This window comes from Bradyrhizobium sp. LLZ17, from assembly GCF_041200145.1.
In the GTDB taxonomy this organism is placed as follows: Bacteria; Pseudomonadota; Alphaproteobacteria; order Rhizobiales; family Xanthobacteraceae; genus Bradyrhizobium.
In genome coordinates this window covers 1,073,025-1,095,646 of sequence record NZ_CP165734.1, presented here as the reverse complement: position 1 = coordinate 1,095,646, position 22,622 = coordinate 1,073,025, and the positions used below count along the sequence as shown (strand labels likewise).

Sequence of the window (22,622 nt, the reverse complement as noted above, 5' to 3'; positions counted from 1 at the left end):
CCTGACATGTCGGACATCCTGACCAAGATCGAAACCTACAAGCGCGAGGAGATTGCTGCCGCCAGGCGCGCGCAGCCGCTGTCGGCGCTGGAAGCGAAGGCCAAGACGCAAGCCGCGCCGCGCGGCTTCTTGCGTGCGATCAAGGCCAAGCACGCCAGCGGCGACTACGCGCTGATCGCGGAGGTGAAGAAAGCTTCGCCGTCGAAGGGACTGATCCGCGCGGATTTTGATCCGCCTGAGCTCGCCAAGGCTTATGAAGCAGGCGGCGCCGCCTGTCTGTCGGTGCTGACCGACACGCCCTCGTTCCAGGGCCATCTCGATTTCATGGTGGCGGCGCGCGCCGCAACCTCACTGCCGGTGCTGCGCAAGGATTTCATGTTCGACACCTATCAGGTGGTCGAGGCGCGCGCGCACGGCGCCGATTGCATCCTCATCATCATGGCCGCGCTCGACGATGCCACGGCGAGGGATCTCGAGGACGCGGCGCTCGCCTATGGCATGGACGTGCTGATCGAGATTCACGACCGCGCCGAGCTCGACCGGGCGCTGAAGCTGCGCTCGCCGATGATCGGGGTCAATAATCGCAATTTGCGCACCTTCGAGACCACGCTTGCGACCAGCGAGATGCTGGCGCCGCTGATTCCGCAAGACCGGCTGATGGTCGGCGAGAGCGGCATCTTCACACCGGCGGATCTCGCCCGGCTCGAGCGCGTCGGCATGTCGACCTTCTTGGTCGGCGAGAGCCTGATGCGGCAAACCGACGTGACCGCAGCTACACGCACGCTGCTCGCCCGCGAGACCGCACCGCGCGCCGCGGGTACCCGCTGACATGGCGCGCAAGCCGTCGAACACCAAGTCCGCCAAGTCTCTCCTCGCGACCGCGAAGGCCGGCCCTGGCCTTACCCATATCGGCGCCTCCGGCGAGGCGCGCATGGTCGACGTCTCGGACAAACCCGCGACGGAGCGGCTCGCAGTCGCGGAGGGCCGGGTCGTCATGAGCAAGACGACGCTTGACCTGATCGTCTCCGGCAACGCCAAGAAGGGCGACGTGCTCGGCACCGCGCGTATCGCCGGCATCATGGCCGCCAAGCGCACCTCGGAGCTGATCCCGCTCTGCCATCCGCTCGCATTGTCAAAGGTGACGGTGGACATCGAGCCGGATGCAAAACTGCCGGGCTGCCTTGTTCGGGCCAGCGTGAAGGTCACGGGCCCGACCGGCGTCGAGATGGAGGCGTTGACGGCTGTTACGGTCGCTTGCCTCACTATCTACGACATGATCAAGGCGGTGGAACGCGGCGTGCGCATCGAAGGCATTCACCTCGTCGAGAAGCTGGGCGGCAAGTCGGGCCACTATCGCGCCTGACGCGATCTATCTCGCCTCGCGCTGTCGTTCGCGATAGGCGCGCGTCTTCATCCGGTTGCCGCATAGCGTCGACATGCACCATCGTCGCGTCGATGGCTTCGACCGGTCGAAGAACACCCGACGGCATTCCTCCGAGGCACACATCTTCAATCGATCCAACGTTCCCGTAAGCGTTGCATCGTGCAGCTCGATCGCGATGGCGGAGAGTCCCGCGAGCGCATCCTCGCGCACCGCCGACAAGATCGCACCCCGCCCCGCACGCGCCTCCACCCGTAACGGAAACGGCGCCAGCGCGTCATCGAGCGCACCGAGCACATCCTTGTTCCGACGCCGCTCTGCCGGCTCGCATTGCAGATAGGCACGCAACGCTCCGCGCAGCCGCAGGGCGGTCTCGAACATCGGGAGCGTGACACGACCGCCGCCCGTATCGAGCCCGCGTTCCTGCATCCACTCCGCAAGCTGCTTCGGCCCGCCGAGCTCATCGCCCTGCGGGTGCTCCACGCCGAAATGCGTGAAGTGCCGAGCATCGAGCGTGTTGGCGAAATCGTAGACGTTCGCCAACTCGTCGGGAACTTTGAATTTGCGCGACTCTTTGGACATCGGAACACCAAGCGTTGGAACACCATTAAAGCAGCTTTACCGGTTGACAGCAACCGAAACCAGTATAATTTATATACAGGTGTCGATCTGTTGCGACAACGAGACTGGAGATTGCGAGCCGTGGCTGATGCCCTGCACTATCTCGAACTTACCGAGCTCGCCGCACGCCTCAAGGCGCGCGCAATCTCCGCGCTGGACGTGACGCGTTCGCAGCTCCACCGCATCTGTGCCCTGGATTGCGACCTCGGCAGCTATGTTCACGTGATGGCGGAATCGGCCATCGCCGAGGCGAAAGCTGCGGACGCCGAAATCGCCTGTGGCCACTACCGCGGTCCGCTGCATGGCGTACCGATTGCGCTGAAGGATCTGTTCTGGACCAAGGGCATTCCGACCGCCGCCGGCACCACCCTGCATCGCGACTTTCGACCCGATGAAGATGCGACCGTCGTGCGCCGGCTCAAGGACGCGGGTGCCATTGTGCTGGGCAAGCTGCAACTCACCGAAGGCGCCTATTCCGACCACCATCCGCTGGTGACGCCGCCGAAGAATCCCTGGAACGCGGATTACTGGCCGGGCATTTCGTCGAGCGGTTCGGCGGTCGCGACGGCCGCCGGACTTTGCTTCGGCTCGCTTGGCTCCGACACCGGCGGCTCGATCCGCTGGCCGTGCGCCGCCAACGGACTGACCGGGCTGAAGCCAAGCTGGGGCCGTGTTAGCCGCCACGGCACGTTCGAGCTGGCAGCGAGCCTCGACCATGTCGGACCGATCGGCCGCAGCGCTGTCGATACCGCCGCGCTGCTCGGCGTGATCGCCGGACACGACCCGAGCGACCCGACCTCGCTGCTCGATCCGGTGCCGGACTATTTGGCCGCGGCCATACAGGACGTACGAGGCTTGCGTATCGGCGTCGACGCAGCCTGGAACGGCAACGACGTGGACGTTGCGACGCAGCGTGTATTGTCCGACGCCATCGATGCTTTCCGCACACATGGGGCTGACATTGTCGATGTCCAATTTCCGGACGTGAAGCAGGCGGTCGTCGATTGGACGCCGAATTGTGCGGTGGAGGCTGCCGTCGCGCACGAGGCGACTTATCCCGCCCGCAAGGACCAGTATGGTCCGATCCTCGCGTCGGTCATCGAGGCCGGTCGTGCGCTCTCGGCTCTCGATTATCAAAAGATCTTGCTGCGGCGGCTGGCACTGCGCGGCCGTGTGACCGCACTGTTCGAGACGATCGACCTGCTGCTGATCCCGGTGCACCCGTTTCCGCCCGTGACGCTCGCCCCGATCCGGACGCTCGGCGAGCAGCCGGACCTGATCGCGAAAATGCAGCGCTACACCTGCGCGTTCGACATGACTGGTCATCCCACCATCACACTGCCGGGCGGAGCATCGGCCGACGGAATGCCGATCGCGTTCCAGCTCGTCGCCGGTCATCTCAAGGAAGCCGTGCTCTTACGCGCTGGTGCGGCATTCCAGCGCGCCACCTCATGGCATCGTCGCCATCCCGCCCTCACCTTACGGAGGCAACATTGACCATTCAGTTCGCCCAGGCTCATCGAAGCTTTTTCTACGGCTGGTTCGTCGTCGCCGGCGCGTTCGCGATCATGTTCGTCGGCTTCGGATCCGCCTACACGTTCAGCGCATTTCTGGAACCGCTCCAGCGCGATTTCGGCGCCTCTCGTGGTTCGATCTCGCTGGTATTCTCGATCGCCGGCTTCCTGTACTTCGCCCTTGGCATCGTCAGCGGTCCCCTTGCCGACCGGTTCGGCTCACGCCCGTTCGCCGTTGCCGGCATGATCCTGGTCGCAGCCGGACTTGCGGCCGCGAGCACTGCGCGTTCCCTTGTCGAGGTCTACCTCGCCTACGGACTTGGTGTCGGACTCGGCGTCGGCTGCGCCTATGTTCCGGCGATCGGCGCGGTGCAGCGCTGGTTCGTGAAACGCCGCGGCTTTGCTTCCGGTCTGGCCGTCAGCGGTATCGGGCTCGGCACCCTGGCAATGCCGCCGCTCGCCTCCCTGCTGATCGCATGGGCGGGCTGGCGCGGCGCCTATCTCGCGCTAGGCGCCATCGCGCTGGTGCTCGGCGGCGGGCTCTCACTGCTGATCGAGAATGACCCGAAGGACCGCGGCCTTGGTCCCGACGGCGACCCACTCCGCGAGACATCGGGTGCGACCAAGCCCAGCGGTGCTTCGGTTCCTGAGGCCGTCCGGTCGACGCGCTTTATCGGCCTCTACGTGTCCTGTCTGGTCTGCTCGTTCGGCGCCTTCGTCCCGTTCGTCCATCTCGTGCCCTATGCACGGGACCATGGCGTCACGGCATCGTCTGCCGTGGCGCTGCTCGGAATGATCGGGGTCGGCAGCACTGCGGGCCGCTTCTTTCTCGGCGCACTCGCCGACCGCGTGGGCCGCGACCGCTCGCTGATCATCGTGCTGATCGGAATGGCGCTCGCCATGGCGATCTGGGCAGTGGCGGCAAACACCTGGGCTCTCGCCGCCTTCGCCTTCGTCTATGGCACCTTCTACGGGGGTGGGTCGCGGTCCTGCCCGCCGTCGTGATGGACTATTTCGGAGGACGCAATGTCGGCGGAATCATCGGCATTCTCTACACCAGCATCGCCTTCGGCACGCTCATTGGCCCGAGCGCCGCTGGCTTCGCCTACGACGTCAATCACAGCTACACGCTGCCAATCCTGGTCAGCGCCGCCGCGAACATGGTCGCGGCGTTGATCGTGGTGGCGATACTGGCGCGCAGCAGGACACACGCGGTCAGCGCGGCGACGCGCTGATCGATCCCCGCAGTGATGATGGCAGGCGGGACACTGGCGGCGATCGGACCGTATTCGGTTCGATCCCCGTCGATCGATTTTTCTCATTTCAGTTCATGTCGCATTAACCCAGCTTGCTAACTTCGCCTCCACATCGTTCCCGTAAACCAACGGATGTTTCCAGGGCCGGAAGTTGACCCTGACGTGTGCGCGGCATCGATCGACATGAAGACGAAGTACGGCAGTCGCCTTTTTGAACAGGCCTTCGCGCGCAGCGGACCGATCCGCTGGCTGGTGGTGGGCGGCACACTCCTGATTGCGGCGATCGCCGTCGGCGCGGTGCTGATGGCACAGAATTTCCGCGAGCGCGCGCTGCGCAACTCGGGCCGCGAGCTGGAAAACACCGTGCTGCTGCTCGCCCAACATTTCGATCAGCAATTGCAGGACTTCGCTGTCATCCAGAAGGATTTCATCGACCATGTTCGCGCGAGCGGGATCACAAACGCCGAGGACTATCGCAATCGGCTGTCCGGCCAGGACATCCATCGCATGCTGCGCTCGAAGATCGAGGCGCTGCCTTACATCGGCGGTGTCAACATCATCGATGCCGACGGCAATTTGATCAATTCGTCGACGGCCTGGCCGGCTCCGAAGGTCAACGTTGCCGACCGCGCCTATTTCCGCACCTTCCGATATGATCCCCATTCGCCCGAGATGCTGATCGAGCCGTTGCACAGCCGCGTCTCCGGGGAATGGACCATCCTGATCGTCCGCAAGATCGTCGGCCCCAATGGCGAGTTCATAGGGGCTATCGGGCGCGGCATCGAGCCCGCCGGTTTCGAGAAGTTCTTCGAAACCGTGGTGCTCGGCGAAGGCGCCACCATCTCGATGCTGCACCGGGACGGCACGCTGCTTGCCCGCTATCCCCATTCGAGCGACCTGATGGGACATAATTTCAAGACCGGCCCGTTCGAGCAGCAACGCGTTTTCGGGCTCGATCACTTCGCCGGGCGCCTCACCAGTCCGGTTGACGGCGAGGACCGGCTGATTTCCGCGCGCGCCCTGCCCCACTTCCCGATCCTGATGATGGCGACCACGACGCGCGCGGCCGCTTTGGCGGACTGGCGCGAGCAGATCGGTATCCTGATTTCGGTCGCCGGCGCCTCCGCGCTCGCGATCGCGGGCGTGCTGATTGCGATCGTGCGCAAACTTCTGGAGCAGCATCGTCTCTCGCGCGAGCGGTTGATGCTGGAGAAGCAGCGGCTCGACCGCGCCGTCAACAACATGACGCAAGGGCTGCTGTTGTTCGACGCGTCGCAACATCTCGTGATCTGCAACCAGCGCTACATCGAAATGTACGGATTGTCGGCCGAGATCGTGAAGCCGGGGTGCAGTTTCCACGACATCATCGCGCATCGCAAAGCCACAGGCTCGTTCACGGGCGACGTCGATCAGTATGTCGCGCGGGTGCTGCGCGACGTCCATGGGCGCAACTCCATGGTGGTCGACACCAGCGACGGTCGTTCGATCCAGATCCTCAACGAGCCTCTCGGTGACGGCGGCTGGGTGGCGACGCATGAGGACATCACCGAGCGCCGACGCATCGAAGAGCGCATCACTCACCTCGCCCATTACGACGCGCTGACCGACCTGCCCAACCGGGCCATGTTCCACGAACATTTGCGCGAGGAGCTGTTCGCGCTGAGCGACGGCGAAGAGCTTGCGGTCCACTATATCGACATCGACGAGTTCAAGGGCGTCAACGACGCGCTCGGCCATCTCGTCGGCGACGAGCTCTTGAAGTCGGTTGCCGCAAGCCTCAGCCGTTGCACGGGTCCGATGGATTTCGTGGCGCGGCTCGGCGGCGACGAATTCGCGATCGTACAGAGTGGCTTGACGTCGCAGCACCAGGTCAACGACCTCGTTGCGCGTGTCTTCGCGGCAATTCGCACCCCGTTCGATTGCATGGGCCATCACCTCACCGCCGACGCCAGCATCGGCATTGCGCTGGCGCCGGGGCACGGCACCGCGCTGGACCAGATCCTGAAGAACGCGGACCTGGCGATGTATGCCGCCAAATCCGCGGGACGTCACACCTATCGCTTCTTCGAGCCGGAGATGGACGCCAAGGTCCGCGAACGGCGTCAGCTCGAAATCGATCTGCGTCACGCCATCTCCCATGACGGTCTGGAGGTCTATTACCAGCCCTGCCTCAGCCTGAAGGACGATCGCATCACTGGCTGCGAGGCGCTGGTGCGCTGGCGTCATCCCGAACGAGGCATGGTCTCGCCGGCCGAATTCATCCCGATCGCGGAGGATACCGGCCTGATCAACGAGATCGGCGAATGGGTGCTGACGACCGCCTGCCGCGACGCGGCGACCTGGCCCGACGACATCCGCCTCGCCGTCAACGTCTCGCCGGTGCAATTCAAGAGCGGCACGCTGGCGCTGAAGATCATGGCGGCGCTGGCCGCCTCAAACCTGCCCGCGAGCCGGCTCGAGCTCGAGATCACCGAGGCCGTGCTGATCCGCGACGACGACACGGCGCTCGCGATCCTGCACGAGCTCCGTGCCATCGGCGTGCGCATCGCGCTGGACGATTTCGGCACCGGCTACTCGTCGCTGAGCTACCTGCACCGCTTCCCGTTCGACAAGATCAAGATCGACCGCTGCTTCGTCAGCGACATCGCGGGTCCCGACGGCTCCGCCAGCATCGTGCAGGCCGTGGTCAATCTCGCCAGCGCCCGCCGCATGGCGACCACGGCCGAGGGCGTCGAAACCGAGGAACAGCAGCGCCTGCTGCGCACGCTCGGCTGCACAGAGATGCAGGGCTATCTGTTCAGTGCCGCGAAACCGGCGGACAAGGTGTTGGAGCTGTTCGCGCTGCATCGCAGCCGCCTCGCCCAACACGGCGCCCATCAAGGCCGCCGCCGCGAGGCGGGCTAGCCATCAGTTCGGTCTCTCGAGGAGCTCTCCGTGCCCCCTCGCCCCGCTTGCGGGACGAGAGAGCGCGACGCAGCGCGGCAAAGGCTAGTTCGGTACCGTCGTCTTCGGCGCCGGCTTCGCAGCCGCCGCATTCACGGTGACGCCGTGCAGGAAGTCGTCGGCCGCATGAAGCGCCTTGTCGTCCTTCTCTTCAGGCGGAACGTAGGATTGCGAGCCGGTCTGCTCGGCGCCTTCGGCGGCCGAGAGATGGCCGCGCATCTGGGATTCCGCCATGGTGTCCATCCGGCCTTTCAGCTCGGCCGGCACGTCCTGGAGGATCTCGATGTCGGGCGCGATGCCCTGCGCCTGGATCGAGCGGCCCGACGGCGTGTAGTAGCGGGCCGTGGTCAGCGCCAGCGCGCCATTGCCGGCGCCGAGCGGAATGATGGTCTGCACCGAACCCTTGCCGAACGAACGCGTACCTATGATGGTCGCACGCTTGTGATCATGCAGGGCACCGGCGACGATCTCGGAGGCCGATGCCGAGCCGCCGTTGATCAGGACCACCAGCGGCTTGCCCTTGGTGAGATCGCCGCCATGCGCGGTGAAGCGCTGGGTCTCTTCCGGATTGCGCCCTCGGGTCGAGACGACCTCGCCGCGCTGCAGGAACGCGCTGGATACCGACACGGCCTGGTCGAGCAGTCCGCCCGGATTGTTGCGCAGATCCATCACATAGCCCGCGAGCTTCTCCGGCGGGACGTCTCGCGAGATCGAGGCGATCGCCTTCTTCAGGCCGTCCGTGGTCTGCTCGTTGAACGAGGTGACGCGGATGTAGCCGATGTCGCCGTTCTCGACGTGGAATCGCACCGGGCGCACATGAATGATCTCACGTGTGATCGCCACGTCAAGCGGAGCGTCGGCGCCCTTGCGCACGATGGTGAGCTTGGTCTTGGTATCGACCGGGCCCTTCATCTTGTTGACGGCTTGCTCGAGCGTCAGCCCCTGCACGGCATCGCCGTCGATCTTGCTGATGAGATCGCCCGACATAATGCCGGCCTTCGAAGCCGGCGTGTCGTCGATCGGGGAGACAACCTTGACCAGGCCGTCTTCCATGGTGACCTCGATACCGAGGCCGCCGAACTCGCCGGAGGTGGTCTCCTGCATCTCGGTCCAGGCCTTGTCGTTCATGTAGCGCGAATGCGGATCGAGCGAGGTCACCATGCCGGTGATCGCGCCTTCGATCAGCTTGGCATTGTCGGGCTTCTCGACATAGCTCGCCTTCACCCGCTCGAAGACCTCGCCGAACAAATTGAGCTGGGAATAGGCGTCATCCGCACTCGCTGCCGCCCGAGCCGCCCAGACTCCGCCGTGCGGACTGGCTACCAGAAGGGTCAGGCATGCTCCGGTGAGCGCGCCCAGGGGGAACAGCAGGGTTTTCCGCATGGAATGGTTGGCCTTTTTGCTTGGCGGTTCTCTTGGGCTTGGGAGGCGCCATGCAAATGGCGATCCATCCCGGTTCTCACAATATCATTCTGGTTTCTTCAAGGCCGGCATGCCACGCTGGCGGGTAGATTGTCAAAATCCCCCTCGCCCCGGCCTAAACTTTTGGCAACGTTCCGAAACCGTCTCGCCGCGGGAGCGAATCGGCCTGCCCGTTCGCGCCCTCCAGCTATGCGATATTAGGATGGTTTTGCAGCTCCGGACGGGATAGGCGATGACATAAGGCTTCAAATTCTCGGGAGGACAACAATGAACGAAGCGCCCCGCATCCCGCAAAGGAATGTCGAACTTGGCTCCAGCGACGAGCCGTTCCAGAACCTGCACGAACTCATCCGGAAGGCGCGCTCCAACCTCAACCAGAACGCCTGGGACTATATCGTCGGCGCCGCCGAGACCGAGACCACGATGCGCCGCAACCGCATGGCCCTGGACGAGATCGCCTTCCGCCCGCGCGTGCTGCGCGACGTGCGCAAGGTCGACGGCTCTGTCGAGCAGTTCGGCCGCAAGATGCGGCTGCCGGTCGTGCTCGCCCCTGTCGGCGCGCTGGAAATCTTCGACCCGCACGGAGCCGCCAGCGTGGCGCGCGCCTGCGGCACCTTCGGGGCCGCCCATATGTTGAGCTCGGTGTCCGAGCCCGGCCTGGAGCAGACCGCCGAAGCCGCGCCCGATGCATTGCGGCTCTATCAGCTCTATGTCCGCGGGGACGATGCCTTCGTCGCCGATGTCGTCAGCCGGGCCGGGAAGCACAATTATGCGGCCTTCTGCCTGACGGTGGACACCGCCCATTACAGCCGTCGTGAGCGTGACATCGCCAAGCGCTACGTGCGCGAGAGCCGCCTGCGCGCCACCGGCGGCGACTACCAGAAGGGTCTGGAGTGGCGGACCGTGAAGATGATCAAAGACAAGTTCAAGATGCCGCTGATCCTCAAGGGGATTGCGACCGCCGAGGACGCGCAGATCGCGGTCGATCACGGCGTCGAATGGATCTACGTCTCCAACCATGGCGGGCGGCAGCTCGATCACGGCCGCGGCGCCATGCACGTGCTCCCCGAGATCGTCGACGCCGTGAAAGGCCGCGCCAAGGTCATGGTCGATGGCGGCATCTGCCGCGGCACCGATATTGTCAAGGCGATCGCGGCGGGCGCCGACCTCGTCGGCGTCGGCCGGCTGCAATGCTGGGCGTTGGCGGCGGCGGGTGAAGCCGGCGTGACGCGCATGCTGGAACTGCTGGAGGACGAGGTGCTGCGCTGTCTCGGCCTGCTCGGGGCCACCTCGTTCGCCGAGGTGAACAAGTCCTGCCTGCATCCGGCAACCGCCACCAACGCACCGAGCGTATTCAGCGCGTTCCCGCTGTTTGACCACGAGCCTTACCGGTACTGACCGCCAACTACAGACACTGAGGTGCAAAGGAAAGCAATGACATCGCTCTCTCCCGGCAGCGCGGATGCGCTTCTGTTCGATCTCGGGCGCGTGGTGCTCGATATCGATTTCTCCAAGGCGATCGCCTGCTGGGCGGGACATGCCGGTTGCAAGCCGGAGGCCATCGTCATGCGCTATGTGCGCGACAGCGAAGCCTACCGGCTGCACGAGGTCGGCAAGATCAGCGACGAGGATTATTTCGAGACGCTGCGCGCCTCGCTCGGGATCCGCATTTCCGATGCGCAGTTCCTCGAAGGGTGGAACGCAATCTTCGCCGGCGAGATGCCTAACATCGCGGAACTGCTGCCGCGCGCGGCCAGGCATCTGCCGCTCTATGTCTTCTCCAATACCAACCGGCCGCATATCGACTATTTTTCGAAGCAATATGCGGACGTGCTCGGCCATTTCCGCGAGCTGTATTTGTCCTCCAGCATCGGCCTGCGCAAGCCGGATGCGGAAGCCTTCGACCACGTCGTGGCCGCAATCGGCGTGCCGGCGCAACGCATCGTGTTCTTCGATGACCTTGCCGAGAATGTCGAAGGCGCGCGCGCCCGCGGGCTGACCGCAGTGCATGTGACCTCGCCCCTCGATGTCGGCGATGCGCTGAAGGCGCTGGGAGTCTGACCGCGGACGTCGTGAAGGGCGTTAGGTGCGGCGGTTCCCGGAACTAATTTGGCTCGGAATGAGGAACCAAATCACTTTGTGCATTTTTATACAGAGTTCCGGGAACGGAATGCAGGCCTCCGGACTCTTCAATCCGTCGGTACTTCTACGGACGGACGCATCATCGTGTTGGGCAAGACCTACCTTACCAAGCAAGCCTCTCCTTCTCCAATTCGCCAGAACCACCTCGGATTCGGAGCTCTCGGCCAAGCTGATCAGCAAGGCTGCCGATCTGAAGTCTCAGGCTGACCCGCTGCCCGACAAGGATCGGGATCTCAAGGCGCCGGACGTTGATCGTGAAAATGGAACCGGGACAGCCTGAGGGCCGTCCCCCGGCCATCCTGCTCTCAGCCGTTTTTTTTCTCACGAGCTCAGCATCTGAGCCGCTTCGGCCCATTCAGGCAGCCCCGGCTCACCAGCGGCCCTGAAGCTTCAGGCTCGCTTCGAGGTCGCCGCGAAAATTATGCTGACCGAGATGGAGCAACTTGCACTGCAGGTCGACCCAGATCTTGCCGCCGATATCGCGCCAGCGGCGACAGAACGCATAATCCTCCGACAGATAGCGGCCGGACTCCGGATCGATCATGCAGTCGAAGAACAGCCAGTGCAGATGCGCCAGCGGATTGTTCGGCGGGCCGTCCGGGACGTAGCTCAGCTTGGGATAGTGCTCCATCATCCGCCTGAACACGTCGCGCTTGATGCACATGAAACCGGTCGGCGCCTCCGCCACCTCCACGAAATCATCGGCATCGGCATAGGTGCTGACGCGCTCGGCGCCATGTCCGATCGGGTTGAAGGGATATTCGGTGTAGCGATCTTCGAATTGCTGTCGGGTCGTTGCCGCCGGCAGGCCACCCTCCGGCCAGTTGAAGTTCTTCATCGGATAGACGCCGGCGGTCACGTCGCGATCGATCAGGAGCAGGCGGCACACCGCTTGCGGCGTGAAGGCGATGTCGGAATCGATCCAGAACAGATGAGTCAGTGTTTCGTCGGACAGGAACTTGAGCACCATCTTGTTGCGCGAGCGGGTGATCAGGCTCTCCGAATGCATGTGCAGGATACACTGCAGCCCGAACCGGTTACAGTGATGAGTCAGCTCGAAGATACTGGTGACATAATGCATGCTGACCGCCGAGATGTAGCACGGCGTCGCGAACATCACCTTCATCGATTTCAGCGCTTCGTCGGGTAGCATTTCTCGCTCGTCAGGCCGCGTTGCTGCGTCTATTTCGGCGCATTCTCCGGCGGTTTGCTCGCCGGTGCGGGCTTGACGGCCGCCACTGGCTGCTTGCTGGGATTTGTCGGAGTCTGTTTTTGTTCAACACGCGGCTCGGGCGCGGTCGGCGCCGCCGGCCCGCTCTGTCCGATCGAGACCGAGATCCCGAACAGCCGCCACTGTCCGTTCACCGGTGCGAAGGCCAGGTCGAAATTGACCTGGTTCGGGACCGAGGGAAAGAAGCCCGCCATATGCATCAGTCCGTTGGCCTCGATCTGCGGCAGTAGATTGAGCTGCGGATCGATCACGGCGACACCCGAGAGGTCGAGATTGTCGTTGCGCAGCTTGGCGAAGATCTCGCTCAGCCGCGCCGCCGAGTTGACCTGAAAGCCGGGCGCGCCGATATCGCGCAGCACCGTGTAATTGCCGGTCTTGTTGGCGTGGTCGAGTGCGAGCAGCGAGGAACGGACCAGCATCAGCACGCCGTTGCGGTCGATCTGCGCTGGTTTTGGCGCCGGCGGAGGTGTTTCCGCATGACCGGCGGCGGCCGCCGCGATCAGCGCAGCCCCAAGCATTAACGCCCGCCACGCCCGTTGCTTTCCGCTCAGCACGCCGCCATCACCACGCAACCGTCACTCCGGCGCGTCCACCGACGCCGCCTTGCGCGAACCCGGCCGCAACACCGCCATTGAGCACGACATACTGGTTGAGGCGCATCTGGGCGCCCAGGCTCATGGCGTTCTGGCCGCGGAACGTGCCCCAGTTGGTGGAGACCGCAAACCGCTTGTCCGATGGCAGCGCCGAGCCGCCCATGGCGATGGCGATGGCGGTGCCCTCGAAGGCCTGCCGCATCTGCGTCTGCAACGTGGAGACGTTGGACTGCAGCGTGGAAATATCCGCACCGCTGAAGCTTGCGGCGGCCAGATGCCCGGCGGCATCCGTTGTCACCACCTGTGTCGGGCCGGATTGTGCGGCAAGGCTCGCGGCCGAGGTGAGGCCGGACATGCGGTAGGTGTTCGTGCTGGTGCCGATCGAGACCTGGTTGGGCGCTGATGTTGTCGCACCCGCGCCGATCGCGGTCGAATTGGCGAAGGTCGCCGTGGCGCCCGCACCGACCGCCGTCGCGCCGGTGGCGCTCGCCGTGCTGCCCTGGCCGATCGCGGTCGTGGCGTCGCCGGTGGCGTTGCTGTTTCGGCCGAACGCGCTCGCTGTCAGGCCATTGGCGATGCTGCCTTGACCAGTCGCGGTTGCGAAATCCCCATTTGCGAAACTGCCTTGGCCGATCGCGGTCGCACTGTCGCCGTGGGCGACGCTCTGGGCACCCGTCGCGGTCGCGTTGGTACCATTCGCGTTGCTGAGACTACCGGTCGCGGTCGCGTTCACACCGTTCGCGACGCTGCCTTGTCCCGTCGCCGTCGCGTTGGTCCCGTTTGCGTTGCTGCCTTGACCAGTCGCGGTCGCGAAATCGCCATTTGCGAAACTGCCTTGGCCAGTCGCGGTCGCGCTGTCGCCGTGGGCGACGCTCTGGGCGCCCGTCGCAGTCGTGAAGGTGCCATTTGCAGAAATTTGAATACCTGTTGCCGTTGCATCAAAGCCATTTGCCTTGCTTAGACTACCGGTCGCGGTCGCGTCCGCGCCGTTGGCGGTGCTGGCCTGTCCCGTCGCCGTCGCGTTGGTGCCGTTAGCAAAGCTAGCTTGGCCTGTCGCGGTCGCGTTGGTGCCGTTGGCATCACTGGTTTGTCCCGTTGCCGTCGCGTTGGTCCCGTCTGCGGTGCTGACCTGTCCAGTTGCGGTCGCGAACGTGCCGTTCGCAAAGCTGTTTTGTCCCGTCGACGTCGCGTAGGCGCCGTTTGCGATGCTGCTTTCTCCCGTTGCGGTCGCGGAGATGCCTTTGGCCTGACTGACATGTCCTGTCGCCGTCGCGCCGTCTCCGCTCGCGATGCTGCCTGCACCGTAAGCCGTCGCGTCGGAGCCGGTCGTGGTGGCCCCGCTGCCAACCGCTGTCGCGTTGCCGCTGGGCGCGTTGATCACGCCGCCGCCGGCGGCGTAGTCGGCAGAAAGAGCTGCCGAAGGGTAGAGCACCGCACCGGCACCCAGCACACCCACGCCGGTCAGCATGCTGCTGGCGAGCAAGCCGGCCTTGCGAGACAGGCGCCTAAGTGCCCCAAAAATAGTGTCGTGACGCCGATGCGCGTACATGAGAGCCCCTCGAACGGACGGCCCGATTCTGTCGATTGACCTACCGCTCCGGGCAGCTTCTCCAAGCCGCAGGACGATCGCATCTGACGTTCGTCAGAGATCGGAGGGAAAGCGGGCCTTTCGACCTGAATGTTTGAGGAGTGAGACATCGCAGCAACATCCCGCAATATGCTTGCAATTCAGCATTGCACCTCGCCTTCGCCACTCGCGAACCTCAGATTCCCGATGCCGCGCTGCTTTGCGGCAACATCGGCTCGACTGCCGCTTTTTCTGTCCTTGCCCTGGCGCGGCGCTGCGCTGAGATGCCTCATTGCATTTTGAGGCATTTTGTCTTGGGGACGGACGATATTTCCAACGACTCCGTATTTGACCTCATCGGCGCCATCTACGAGGCCGCGCTCGACGGAAGCCGCTGGGAAAGTGTGCTGACGCGCATCGACGAGGCGATGGGCGGTCGCATCCTGTTCGGTGTCTATGACCCCGCAAACGGCCTCTCCAGCCTGGTGTCGCCGCGCATCGACCCCGACCGCGTGCAAGAGCTGCTCGGCTGGGCGCCGCGCAATCCCCTGTTGCCGCTTGGCATCGGCAGGACGCCGGGCGAGGTCTTCACCATCGGCGACTTCATCACACGCGATGAGTTCACCGCGACCGACTACTACAACGAATGGTGGCAGCCAGCCGGCTTCGATACCGAGCCGTTGACGACGAATTTGCTGGTCGATCATAACGCCACGGGCATCCTGACCAGCCACCGGCCGTCCAATTTGCCTTCATATGACGATAACGCACGGCGGCTGTTTGCGACGCTGGCGCAGCATCTCGTACGCGCCGTTGCCATCCAGCGGCGTACCCACCAGCTCGACGTCACCGGCCGCGCTGCGCTAGCGGGACTGGATGGGCTAGACCACGGCTTCGTTCTCGCAGACGCTGAGGCGCGCCCGATCTTCGTCAATCGCCGCGCGCGCGAATGGCTCGATGCCGCCGAGAGCATCGTGCTTGAGGCAGGCGCGCTGAGCGCCATCAACAGCGAAGACGGCCGCTCTCTGCAATCACTGATCGGCTCGTGCAGCATCGATCATCCCGATCGCATCGGCGGCGAGATGAGCTTGCGGCGGCATCCAGGCCGCATGCCGCTGCACGTGCAGGTGACGCCAGTCGGCACAGATTGGGCGGAGAGTTCGGTGCCGCTTGCCTCCGGCTGGCGATCGAGCGCGATGGTGCTCATCACCGACCCCGAGCCGGACGCGAGATCAAGACTCGACGCTTTGCGCACGCGTTACGGCCTCACCCGTGCCGAAGCCGCCTTTGCGCTCGAGATCGTCAAGGGCGGCGGCCGCAAAGCGACGGCGGAACGGCTAGGGATCACCGACGGAACCGCGCGCAGCCATTTGTCGAAAATCTTCGACAAGACGGGCGTGAACCGGCAGGCCGAACTGGTGCGGCTATTGCTCCATAGATAAGCTGCGTCCACGCGCATGCACGTCCGTTTTGCCTCGACGGCCACTGTCGGCTAGAACGCTTGCCGCGACCCGATTGTCGTATTGCCCGAGCAGGAGTTTTCACCGTGGCCCTCATGCCGGTTTCCGACGCGCTTGCCGCGGTGCTTGCCGGCGCAGAGCCGCTGGCGGAAGAGATGGTTGCGCTCGACGAGGCCTGGCACCGGGTGCTGGCGCGCGATCTCGCGGCGCGCCGTACGCAGCCACCGCAGGCGATGTCGGCCATGGACGGCTACGCAGTGCGCGCCGCCGACGCGGCCAGGATCGATGCACAGCTCAATCTGATTGGCGAGGTCGCAGCCGGCCAGCCGTTCGCGGGAACGGTGGGCGCTGGCGAAGCCGTACGGATTTTCACAGGCGGCGTCGTTCCCGATGGCGCGGATGCGGTCGTGATCCAGGAGGATACTGCGGTCGAGGGCAAGCGCGTCACGATCAAGGAAGCCGCCCTCATCGGACGGCACATCCGCCTGGCCGGCGTCGATTTTCGCGAAGGCGATTTGCTGCTGAAGCGAGGAACCCGACTCACCGAGCGTGACCTGGCGCTCGCGGCCGCGATGAACCACCCGCGCCTGCCCGTCCGCCGCCGGCCGAGAGTTGCGATCCTCGCAACCGGCGATGAGCTGGTGATGCCCGGCGTCACCCCCGGCGCGGGTCAGATCGTTTATTCCAACGGCTATGCCCTGCACGCGCTCGCGCGCAGCGAAGGCGCCGAGACCATCGACCTCGGCATCGCCGCCGACACGGTTGAGGCGACCACGGCCGGCATCCGCCGCGCCCGCGACAGCGGGGCGGACGTCCTGATCACCACCGGCGGCGCCTCGGTTGGCGACCACGACCTGGTCAAGCCGGCGCTCGAGGCCGAAGGCATCTCGATGGCGTTCTGGAAGATCGCGATTCGCCCGGGCAAGCCGATGATGCACGGTCAGCTCGGCGCGATGCGCGTGATCGGCCTGCCCGGCAATCCCGTGTCGTCCTACGTCTGTGCGTTCCTGTTCATGGTGCCGCTGATTCGCGCGCTCTCGGGCCGCGAAGTGATTCACCACCGTCGCGAACGCGCCGTGCTCGGCCGCGATGTCGGTGCCAACGACCAGCGCGAGGACTATCTTCGCGCGCGCCTTGAATTGCGCGACGACGGCACCCTCATCGCTCATCCCGTGAGTCATCAGGATTCCTCGCTGCTCGCGAATCTGGCTGCCGCACAGGCACTTCTCGTACGTGCGCCGTTTGCGCCGAAGGCCGAGGCAGGCACGCGCTGCGAGGTGCTGCGATTGCCGGTCTGAACGCGTCGCTCGCTCGCGTTCCGCGAAGTTTGTCGCGTTCACGCTAAATTAACCAGTTGCGGAACACATATCGAACATATAGTGTCCGTTCATGATTTGTTTCGAGCATGTAGCGGCTCATCGCTGAACTCAGCGTCTCGGAATCGAACGACATCAACCGGGGGAATTTGGTCGAGATGTTAACGCGCAAACAATACGAGCTTCTGCGGTTCATCAGCGAGCGGCTGAAGGAAAGCGGCGTGCCGCCCTCCTTCGACGAGATGAAGGACGCGCTCGATCTGCGCTCGAAATCGGGCATCCATCGCCTGATCACCGCGCTCGAGGAGCGCGGCTTCATCCGGCGCCTGCCCAACCGCGCCCGCGCCATCGAGGTGATCAAGCTGCCGGAGCTTCAGGCCGCGGCCGGCAGCCGCCGCGGGTTCACGCCCAGCGTCATCGAGGGCAATCTCGGCAAGGTCCGCGCGAGCTCCAGCGGGTCGGCGGATGACGGCGAGCGCCCCGTCGCGGTGCCCGTGATGGGCCGGATCGCGGCCGGTACGCCGATCGAAGCGTTGCAGACCCGCAGCCACACCATCAGCGTGCCGCCTGACATGCTCGGCTCCGGTGAGCACTACGCGCTCGAAGTGCGCGGCGATTCCATGGTCGATGCCGGTATCCTCGACGGCGACATGGCGCTGATCCAGCGTAACGAGAGCGCCGATACCGGCGACATCGTTGTGGCGCTGATCGACGACGAGGAGGCAACGCTGAAACGTTTCCGGCGCCGCGGCGCCTCGATCGCGCTCGAGCCGGCGAACGCCTCGTATGAGGTTCGCATCCTGCCGCCCAACCGGGTGAAGATTCAGGGCAAGCTGATCGGGCTTTACCGGAAGTATTGAGCCGGCTGCGGACGGTCGGTCGGCCGCCGCGCACGAGCGATTGGAGCGGACGATTGTCCGCTCCGGCTGGATAGTCTTTCTGGTTTTGCGCAGATTATCCGGCCACCCCTCCGGCGCTACATCCTCGGCACGCCGCGACGAAGCGCGCACCGCTTCGCAGGCCTTTGAGAGACCGAGGAGACAACCATGCGCAACATCTTTCTGAGCACTGTCGCGATGGCGCTGATCGCAGCATCAGCGTCGCAAGCCCTCGCGGCGCAAACGCAGCCCCGCGTCCGCAAAGTGCCACTGGCGACGAGCGAGCAATTCCGAAATGCCGGCAACGCGGTCGAGCAGCCGTCGCAACGGGCCTGGCAATATTCCGGCTGGTCGGCGCCCGCTGGCCGCTAATGGCGAAACTGCCCGAATGCACGGGAGCAGGCTTTGTTCCTCGCGCAATTGAAAAAGATATTGTGATTGCAGCGCGCGGACCAAGCCGCAGATTTGCCCACAACCAAGCAGACGCTTGCAGGCTTCTACTCTGATAGAGGCCTGCGCCTCAGAAGAGGCGCGGGTCGCTATCCTGATTGAGGAGCACCCCGATGTGTGACTACAGCCTGCACGCCGTCGCGACGCGTCCCGCAGAAGTCGGCGAGACAATCGTCACGACAACTTTCCGCGGCACCTCGACGCGCGGCTTCGCCTCCGAAGCCGATATGTCGGTCGCGGTCTGCCTGCTGCCGGGAACGGAGCTCGCCTTCGCCGACAGCGTCCGATACGACAATCGCTGGATCTGGACGCGCACCATCAACTCCCGCGTCGGCAAGTTCGGCAAGGTCGATCCGCACATTCCCGATCGCCATCACGACGCCATCGAATTTCCGGACGGCAAATACGTGCTGGTGACGCAGCTCGTCGAAGGCCAGCGCGCCACCGTGCTGCAATTGCCGGTGACCCAGCCGCTCGGCGAGCGGGAGCAAAAGCCAGAGATCGCCGACAGGCAGCCAACGATCACCCGCCTGCCGATCGGCTGACGCCGCCGACCCAACGAGGGGTCGAGGCCCGGATTGAAATGCCCATCGCCGGCCGAGGCCGGCGAAGTGGAGCGGTTTGCGTCTCGCAAAGCCGATCGAGTGATCCGCCCGCCGCATGTCGGACGGCCAGCCATTCCGGCCTGACGATCGGCTGAGAGGTCAAATCCAGCCCTCGGCTTTCAGTCCTCGGCTTGGAGATCGGCCTCGGACGGCGTTGCGTCATTGCTCCGGGGAGAGGCTGTCTTCGTCTTCGGCGCAAGGCTGCCATCATAATCCGCCGCGCCTGCGGCAGCCGGCGACCAGGGACGGTCTGCGCCCCTTGCCTTCACCGCCTGAACGGCAAAACCATCACCACGCCGCATCAGCGCGAGCGCGCCTTGGCTTGCGAGACGCTGCCGATCGACCACCATCGCCGTGCAATCCGGCGGCGCCGGCCGGGCGATCACCACCAGCGCGGCACGATTGCAATCATCGGCCAGCGCGTCGATGCGCAACGCCACTGCGACCAGGCGCCCGTCGGCGAGCGGCGTGACGCAGCCCAAATCGTCGCACGAGACGCCATCGGCCAGCGACGCGCTGCCGGCATCACGCGGATCGGCGTCGGCCGCCAGCCATTCCTTCAGCAGAAAGCTGTCCTTGTTCATCCTGATCAGATGCAGCTGCCCGTCCCTGCCCCGCACCGCGACGCTCTGCCCGTCACCGGCGATCAGGATGTCGGGCTGCCGGACGGACAAGCCCCAAAGGATCGCAACCAGCAGCACCAGCGCGCCCGACCAACGCAGCGGCGTGCGCAACAATCCCATCAGGACGAGCCCGAGGCTCGCCGCGACCAGGGGCGCGGTGCCGAAGGCGCCGATATGGCCGACCGCGCCCGGCAATGCCGCGACCCATCGCGTGACCGCAATCATCCAATCGATGCCGATCCCCATCAGCCACCAGAACACGCCGTCCAGTCCGAACGGCGCCGCAAGCAATCCCAACAGCCCGGCAGGCATCACCAGCGCCGAAACCACCGGCATGGCGCCGAGATTGGCGAGCACGCCGTACGGCGTGACGCGGTGAAAGTGGAAGGCTGCGTAGGGCGTGGTCGCAAGCCCCGCGATCATGGAGGCCATGAACAGCATCGCGATCTCGCGCCCGCCCCACATCGCGATCCGCGCAGTGGTCGAATGATCCGGCGAGGCAAACAGGTTCGGCATGCCGACCTGCACCAGCGCCACCAGCCCCAGCGTTGCCGCGAACGACATCTGGAAGCTCGGATGCACCAGCGCCTCCGGCGCGACCGCAAGCACGATCAGGGCTGCCACCGCCAGGGTGCGGAAAGTAATGGCGCGGCGATCGACGATCACGGCGATCAACACCACCGCCGTCATGAAGAACGATCGCTGCGTGGCCACTTCCGCGCCCGACAGCAGGAGATAGAACGCGGCGGCGAACAGTGCGGCCGCCGCCGACCATTTCTTGATTGCGAAGGCGGCGGCCAATCCCGGAATGAGCGCGAGCAGCGCCCGCACCGCGAAGAACACGACGCCGGCGACCACGGCCATATGGTAACCCGAGATCGACAGCACATGGCCGAGCCCCGAGATGAACATCGCATCATTGACGGGCGTGGTGATCGCGTCACGACGTCCGGTCAGCAGCGCGGTCGCGATGGCGCGGTTGTCGCCGTCGAGGGTGGCACGGATGCGTGCGTCGATGGCGTCGCGCAGCCCCTGCATCATTGCGGCGTAGCGCAGCCTGATGCCCCCGGCTTCGGGCGGGGGCGCCACCGTGATTGCCCCCATCGCGAAACCGGAGGCACCGATGCCCTGGAAGAACATGTCGCGCGAGAAGTCGTAGCTGCCGGGCCGCAATGGCGAGAGCGGCGGCATCAGCCGCGCCTTCAACTGCACGAAGCTGCCGACTTCGGGGGCCGTCCCCTTGCGCACCGACAGCCGTACACGCTCCAGCTGGATGTCGCCGCGTTGGGTCTCCATCGCGGTGACGCGGAGCACGAACCGGTCGGTGCGCTCACGGATGTCACGCGTCTCGACGAAGCCCGACAGCGACACGGAATAGAGCGGCTTTGCCAGCACGGCATGAGCGATGCGCGCGGTCTTCCAGGTCGCCATCGCAAAGCCGGCCGCGACCGCCGCGATCATGATGGCTGGCGCGAAGAATCGGCCTCGCCGCAACAGCATAGCGCCGAGCGAGAGCACGGCCGCGGTCGCGGCTACGACCCAAAGCACCGGCTCACGATCGGCGGCAAAATAGAGCGCGATCCCGCAGCCGAAGGCGATGGGGACCCAGGGAAACAGCCGCCCGGCGCCGGCCTCAGCCCGCCCCCATTCGCGCAGCGTCTCGACCAGTGAAGGCCAGACGCCGAAGCCCGCTGGCGCAAAGCCGCCGGCGGACGCGGGGCGGCCCACGGGCCAAGTTCCCGCGATCCCTTGTGCGATCCCTTGGGAGCGTACTGGCCGCCCGGGCTCCGCCATCGTTACACCTGACAATACGCAACGGAGCTCGAAGCTACCGGAACGTGTAGGCAGGCGAATAGCGGTACAGATCAGGAACGAACGGCTTAAAAGCCTACTTTTCCTCTTCCATCGTCACGGCCACATCCGCCTTGGCGGAGAGCCGGACCTTGTTGCCCTCGACGTCGGCGACGAGGCCCTTGTCGATGAAGTGATGATGGCCCTTGTGGCTACCCTCGCCGCTGTCCTTCTTGGTCAGCTTGATGCGATTGCCCTCGATCTTGTCGACCGTGCCGATGTGGACGCCATCGGCGCCGATGACTTCCATATGTTCAGCGATGTTCTGCATGGGGGATCCTCTTCTGGACCCGATCAACGCGTGAGACGCGGTTCGGTTCTGCCGGGATTCCGGGGCTCCTATCGGCGCGAGCCCGGAATGACGACACCCAATTACGAGGCTAGATCAGCGGTGCCTGCGACGAGGCGTGGTGATTGACGATCTTCCAGTCGCCGGCCTCGCGGATGATGACCCAGCTCATCTTGACGATGAGATCGGGTCGCTCGCCGGGGAGGTCGAACGAGATGGTCGCAGCCATGTTGATCAAGTCCGGCCCCGCCCGCACCACCTGCACCTCGGAAAACGCCGCGCTCGGCTTGCGCCATCGCGGCAGGCCGTTGAAGTACTCGGCAACGCCGTCCCTGCCCCGGTAGAGTCTTGGGTTTGATCCGAAGAAGAACGCGTTGGTCGAATAGAGCGACGACAGCGCGGCGGCATCGAGCCTGGCGAAGCCGGCGCACCATTTCGCGATGATCGCGGAAACGATTTCGTCGGCTTCGTTGCTCATAT

Annotated in this window: 21 protein-coding genes; 13 read left to right on the top strand and 8 right to left on the bottom strand. The window is 64.8% G+C overall.

What is annotated here, in order from left to right; all coding sequences use genetic code 11:
- The first annotated feature begins 6 nt into the window (after positions 1–6).
- The gene (gene trpC, locus AB8Z38_RS05460; RefSeq protein WP_369723453.1) at positions 7–828 is read left to right on the top strand and encodes an indole-3-glycerol phosphate synthase TrpC; all 822 of its coding nucleotides are present in this window, start codon (positions 7–9) and stop codon (positions 826–828) included.
- Position 829: 1 nt separating this feature from the next.
- Positions 830–1,363: a cyclic pyranopterin monophosphate synthase MoaC gene (gene moaC / locus AB8Z38_RS05455; protein ID WP_369723452.1), complete on the top strand. Its 534-nt coding sequence runs from the start codon at positions 830–832 to the stop codon at positions 1,361–1,363.
- A gap of 6 nt (positions 1,364–1,369) precedes the next feature.
- Here moaC and AB8Z38_RS05450 read toward each other — a convergent pair whose 3' ends face one another.
- Positions 1,370–1,963, bottom strand: a complete 594-nt coding sequence (locus AB8Z38_RS05450; protein WP_369723451.1) for a CGNR zinc finger domain-containing protein — start codon at positions 1,961–1,963, stop codon at positions 1,370–1,372.
- A 120-nt stretch (positions 1,964–2,083) separates the two neighbouring features.
- Between AB8Z38_RS05450 and AB8Z38_RS05445 the strand changes: the two genes are divergently transcribed.
- The 4 genes from AB8Z38_RS05445 to AB8Z38_RS05430 all read left to right on the top strand — a co-directional run bounded on the left by AB8Z38_RS05445 (position 2,084) and on the right by AB8Z38_RS05430 (position 7,676).
- Positions 2,084–3,499 (top strand): amidase, encoded by a 1,416-nt coding sequence (locus tag AB8Z38_RS05445; RefSeq protein ID WP_369723450.1) that lies wholly within the window; start codon positions 2,084–2,086, stop codon positions 3,497–3,499.
- On the top strand, positions 3,496–4,521 hold the full coding sequence (locus AB8Z38_RS05440; protein WP_369723449.1) for an MFS transporter: 1,026 nt from the start codon (positions 3,496–3,498) through the stop codon (positions 4,519–4,521). Before AB8Z38_RS05445 ends, AB8Z38_RS05440 begins: the two co-directional genes overlap by 4 nt.
- Positions 4,521–4,751 (top strand): hypothetical protein, encoded by a 231-nt coding sequence (locus tag AB8Z38_RS05435; protein ID WP_369723448.1) that lies wholly within the window; start codon positions 4,521–4,523, stop codon positions 4,749–4,751. The genes AB8Z38_RS05440 and AB8Z38_RS05435 overlap by 1 nt, the downstream gene beginning before the upstream one ends.
- Positions 4,752–4,955: 204 nt before the next feature.
- The gene (locus tag AB8Z38_RS05430) at positions 4,956–7,676 is read left to right on the top strand and encodes an EAL domain-containing protein (protein ID WP_369723447.1); all 2,721 of its coding nucleotides are present in this window, start codon (positions 4,956–4,958) and stop codon (positions 7,674–7,676) included.
- 84 nt (positions 7,677–7,760) lie between these two features.
- On the opposite strand, the gene AB8Z38_RS05425 is transcribed toward AB8Z38_RS05430, so the two are convergent.
- On the bottom strand, positions 7,761–9,098 hold the full coding sequence (locus tag AB8Z38_RS05425) for a S41 family peptidase (RefSeq protein WP_369723446.1): 1,338 nt from the start codon (positions 9,096–9,098) through the stop codon (positions 7,761–7,763).
- Positions 9,099–9,404: 306 nt separating this feature from the next.
- Here AB8Z38_RS05425 and AB8Z38_RS05420 point away from each other — a divergent pair, with 306 nt between their 5' ends.
- Both AB8Z38_RS05420 and AB8Z38_RS05415 read left to right on the top strand, forming a co-directional pair.
- Positions 9,405–10,535 carry an alpha-hydroxy acid oxidase gene (locus AB8Z38_RS05420; protein WP_369723445.1) on the top strand — a complete coding sequence of 377 codons (1,131 nt, stop codon included), beginning with the start codon at positions 9,405–9,407 and terminating at the stop codon, positions 10,533–10,535.
- Positions 10,536–10,571: 36 nt separating this feature from the next.
- Complete coding sequence (locus AB8Z38_RS05415) at positions 10,572–11,198, top strand: HAD family hydrolase (protein ID WP_369723444.1); 627 nt, start codon at positions 10,572–10,574, stop codon at positions 11,196–11,198.
- Between the two features lie 451 nt (positions 11,199–11,649).
- Here AB8Z38_RS05415 and AB8Z38_RS05410 read toward each other — a convergent pair whose 3' ends face one another.
- The 3 genes from AB8Z38_RS05410 to AB8Z38_RS05400 are packed head-to-tail and all read right to left on the bottom strand — an operon-like array spanning position 11,650 to position 14,586.
- The gene (locus AB8Z38_RS05410) at positions 11,650–12,432 is read right to left on the bottom strand and encodes a hypothetical protein (protein ID WP_369723443.1); all 783 of its coding nucleotides are present in this window, start codon (positions 12,430–12,432) and stop codon (positions 11,650–11,652) included.
- A gap of 29 nt (positions 12,433–12,461) precedes the next feature.
- Complete coding sequence (locus AB8Z38_RS05405; protein ID WP_369723442.1) at positions 12,462–13,028, bottom strand: hypothetical protein; 567 nt, start codon at positions 13,026–13,028, stop codon at positions 12,462–12,464.
- Positions 13,029–13,071: 43 nt separating this feature from the next.
- A complete protein-coding gene (locus AB8Z38_RS05400; protein ID WP_369723441.1) occupies positions 13,072–14,586 on the bottom strand; it encodes a YadA-like family protein in 1,515 nt (504 codons plus the stop codon).
- Positions 14,587–14,984: 398 nt separating this feature from the next.
- Here AB8Z38_RS05400 and AB8Z38_RS05395 point away from each other — a divergent pair, with 398 nt between their 5' ends.
- The 5 genes from AB8Z38_RS05395 (at position 14,985) to AB8Z38_RS05375 (ending at position 19,319) form a co-directional block, all read left to right on the top strand.
- The gene (locus AB8Z38_RS05395) at positions 14,985–16,112 is read left to right on the top strand and encodes a helix-turn-helix transcriptional regulator (RefSeq protein ID WP_369723440.1); all 1,128 of its coding nucleotides are present in this window, start codon (positions 14,985–14,987) and stop codon (positions 16,110–16,112) included.
- A gap of 104 nt (positions 16,113–16,216) precedes the next feature.
- The gene (glp, locus tag AB8Z38_RS05390) at positions 16,217–17,428 is read left to right on the top strand and encodes a gephyrin-like molybdotransferase Glp (protein ID WP_369723439.1); all 1,212 of its coding nucleotides are present in this window, start codon (positions 16,217–16,219) and stop codon (positions 17,426–17,428) included.
- Between the two features lie 176 nt (positions 17,429–17,604).
- Positions 17,605–18,306: a transcriptional repressor LexA gene (gene lexA / locus AB8Z38_RS05385; RefSeq protein ID WP_369723438.1), complete on the top strand. Its 702-nt coding sequence runs from the start codon at positions 17,605–17,607 to the stop codon at positions 18,304–18,306.
- 186 nt (positions 18,307–18,492) lie between these two features.
- The gene (locus AB8Z38_RS05380; RefSeq protein ID WP_369723437.1) at positions 18,493–18,696 is read left to right on the top strand and encodes a hypothetical protein; all 204 of its coding nucleotides are present in this window, start codon (positions 18,493–18,495) and stop codon (positions 18,694–18,696) included.
- Positions 18,697–18,887: 191 nt separating this feature from the next.
- Positions 18,888–19,319, top strand: a complete 432-nt coding sequence (locus tag AB8Z38_RS05375) for a hypothetical protein (RefSeq protein WP_369723436.1) — start codon at positions 18,888–18,890, stop codon at positions 19,317–19,319.
- A gap of 179 nt (positions 19,320–19,498) precedes the next feature.
- Here AB8Z38_RS05375 and AB8Z38_RS05370 read toward each other — a convergent pair whose 3' ends face one another.
- The 3 genes from AB8Z38_RS05370 to AB8Z38_RS05360 all read right to left on the bottom strand — a co-directional run bounded on the left by AB8Z38_RS05370 (position 19,499) and on the right by AB8Z38_RS05360 (position 22,620).
- Entirely contained in the window at positions 19,499–21,796 is a 2,298-nt protein-coding gene (locus AB8Z38_RS05370; RefSeq protein WP_369723435.1) for a ComEC/Rec2 family competence protein, read from the bottom strand.
- 94 nt (positions 21,797–21,890) lie between these two features.
- A complete protein-coding gene (locus AB8Z38_RS05365; protein ID WP_369723434.1) occupies positions 21,891–22,124 on the bottom strand; it encodes a DUF2171 domain-containing protein in 234 nt (77 codons plus the stop codon).
- A 109-nt stretch (positions 22,125–22,233) separates the two neighbouring features.
- Positions 22,234–22,620: a nuclear transport factor 2 family protein gene (locus AB8Z38_RS05360; protein WP_369723433.1), complete on the bottom strand. Its 387-nt coding sequence runs from the start codon at positions 22,618–22,620 to the stop codon at positions 22,234–22,236.
- Between the last annotated feature and the right edge of the window lie 2 nt (positions 22,621–22,622).

Excerpts from the sequence above, each read along its gene's own strand:
- trpC (WP_369723453.1), top strand. The coding sequence starts at position 7 with ATGTCGGACATCCTGACCAAGATCGAAACCTACAAGCGCGAGGAGATT.
- moaC (WP_369723452.1), top strand. The coding sequence starts at position 830 with ATGGCGCGCAAGCCGTCGAACACCAAGTCCGCCAAGTCTCTCCTCGCG.
- AB8Z38_RS05450 (WP_369723451.1), bottom strand. The coding sequence starts at position 1,963 with ATGTCCAAAGAGTCGCGCAAATTCAAAGTTCCCGACGAGTTGGCGAAC.
- AB8Z38_RS05425 (WP_369723446.1), bottom strand. The coding sequence starts at position 9,098 with ATGCGGAAAACCCTGCTGTTCCCCCTGGGCGCGCTCACCGGAGCATGC.
- AB8Z38_RS05375 (WP_369723436.1), top strand. The coding sequence starts at position 18,888 with ATGTGTGACTACAGCCTGCACGCCGTCGCGACGCGTCCCGCAGAAGTC.
- AB8Z38_RS05430 (WP_369723447.1), top strand. The coding sequence starts at position 4,956 with ATGAAGACGAAGTACGGCAGTCGCCTTTTTGAACAGGCCTTCGCGCGC.
- AB8Z38_RS05420 (WP_369723445.1), top strand. The coding sequence starts at position 9,405 with ATGAACGAAGCGCCCCGCATCCCGCAAAGGAATGTCGAACTTGGCTCC.
- AB8Z38_RS05435 (WP_369723448.1), top strand. The coding sequence starts at position 4,521 with ATGGACTATTTCGGAGGACGCAATGTCGGCGGAATCATCGGCATTCTC.
- AB8Z38_RS05365 (WP_369723434.1), bottom strand. The coding sequence starts at position 22,124 with ATGCAGAACATCGCTGAACATATGGAAGTCATCGGCGCCGATGGCGTC.
- AB8Z38_RS05410 (WP_369723443.1), bottom strand. The coding sequence starts at position 12,432 with ATGCTACCCGACGAAGCGCTGAAATCGATGAAGGTGATGTTCGCGACG.
- AB8Z38_RS05360 (WP_369723433.1), bottom strand. The coding sequence starts at position 22,620 with ATGAGCAACGAAGCCGACGAAATCGTTTCCGCGATCATCGCGAAATGG.
- AB8Z38_RS05415 (WP_369723444.1), top strand. The coding sequence starts at position 10,572 with ATGACATCGCTCTCTCCCGGCAGCGCGGATGCGCTTCTGTTCGATCTC.
- lexA (WP_369723438.1), top strand. The coding sequence starts at position 17,605 with ATGTTAACGCGCAAACAATACGAGCTTCTGCGGTTCATCAGCGAGCGG.
- AB8Z38_RS05405 (WP_369723442.1), bottom strand. The coding sequence starts at position 13,028 with ATGCTTGGGGCTGCGCTGATCGCGGCGGCCGCCGCCGGTCATGCGGAA.
- AB8Z38_RS05370 (WP_369723435.1), bottom strand. The coding sequence starts at position 21,796 with ATGGCGGAGCCCGGGCGGCCAGTACGCTCCCAAGGGATCGCACAAGGG.
- AB8Z38_RS05380 (WP_369723437.1), top strand. The coding sequence starts at position 18,493 with ATGCGCAACATCTTTCTGAGCACTGTCGCGATGGCGCTGATCGCAGCA.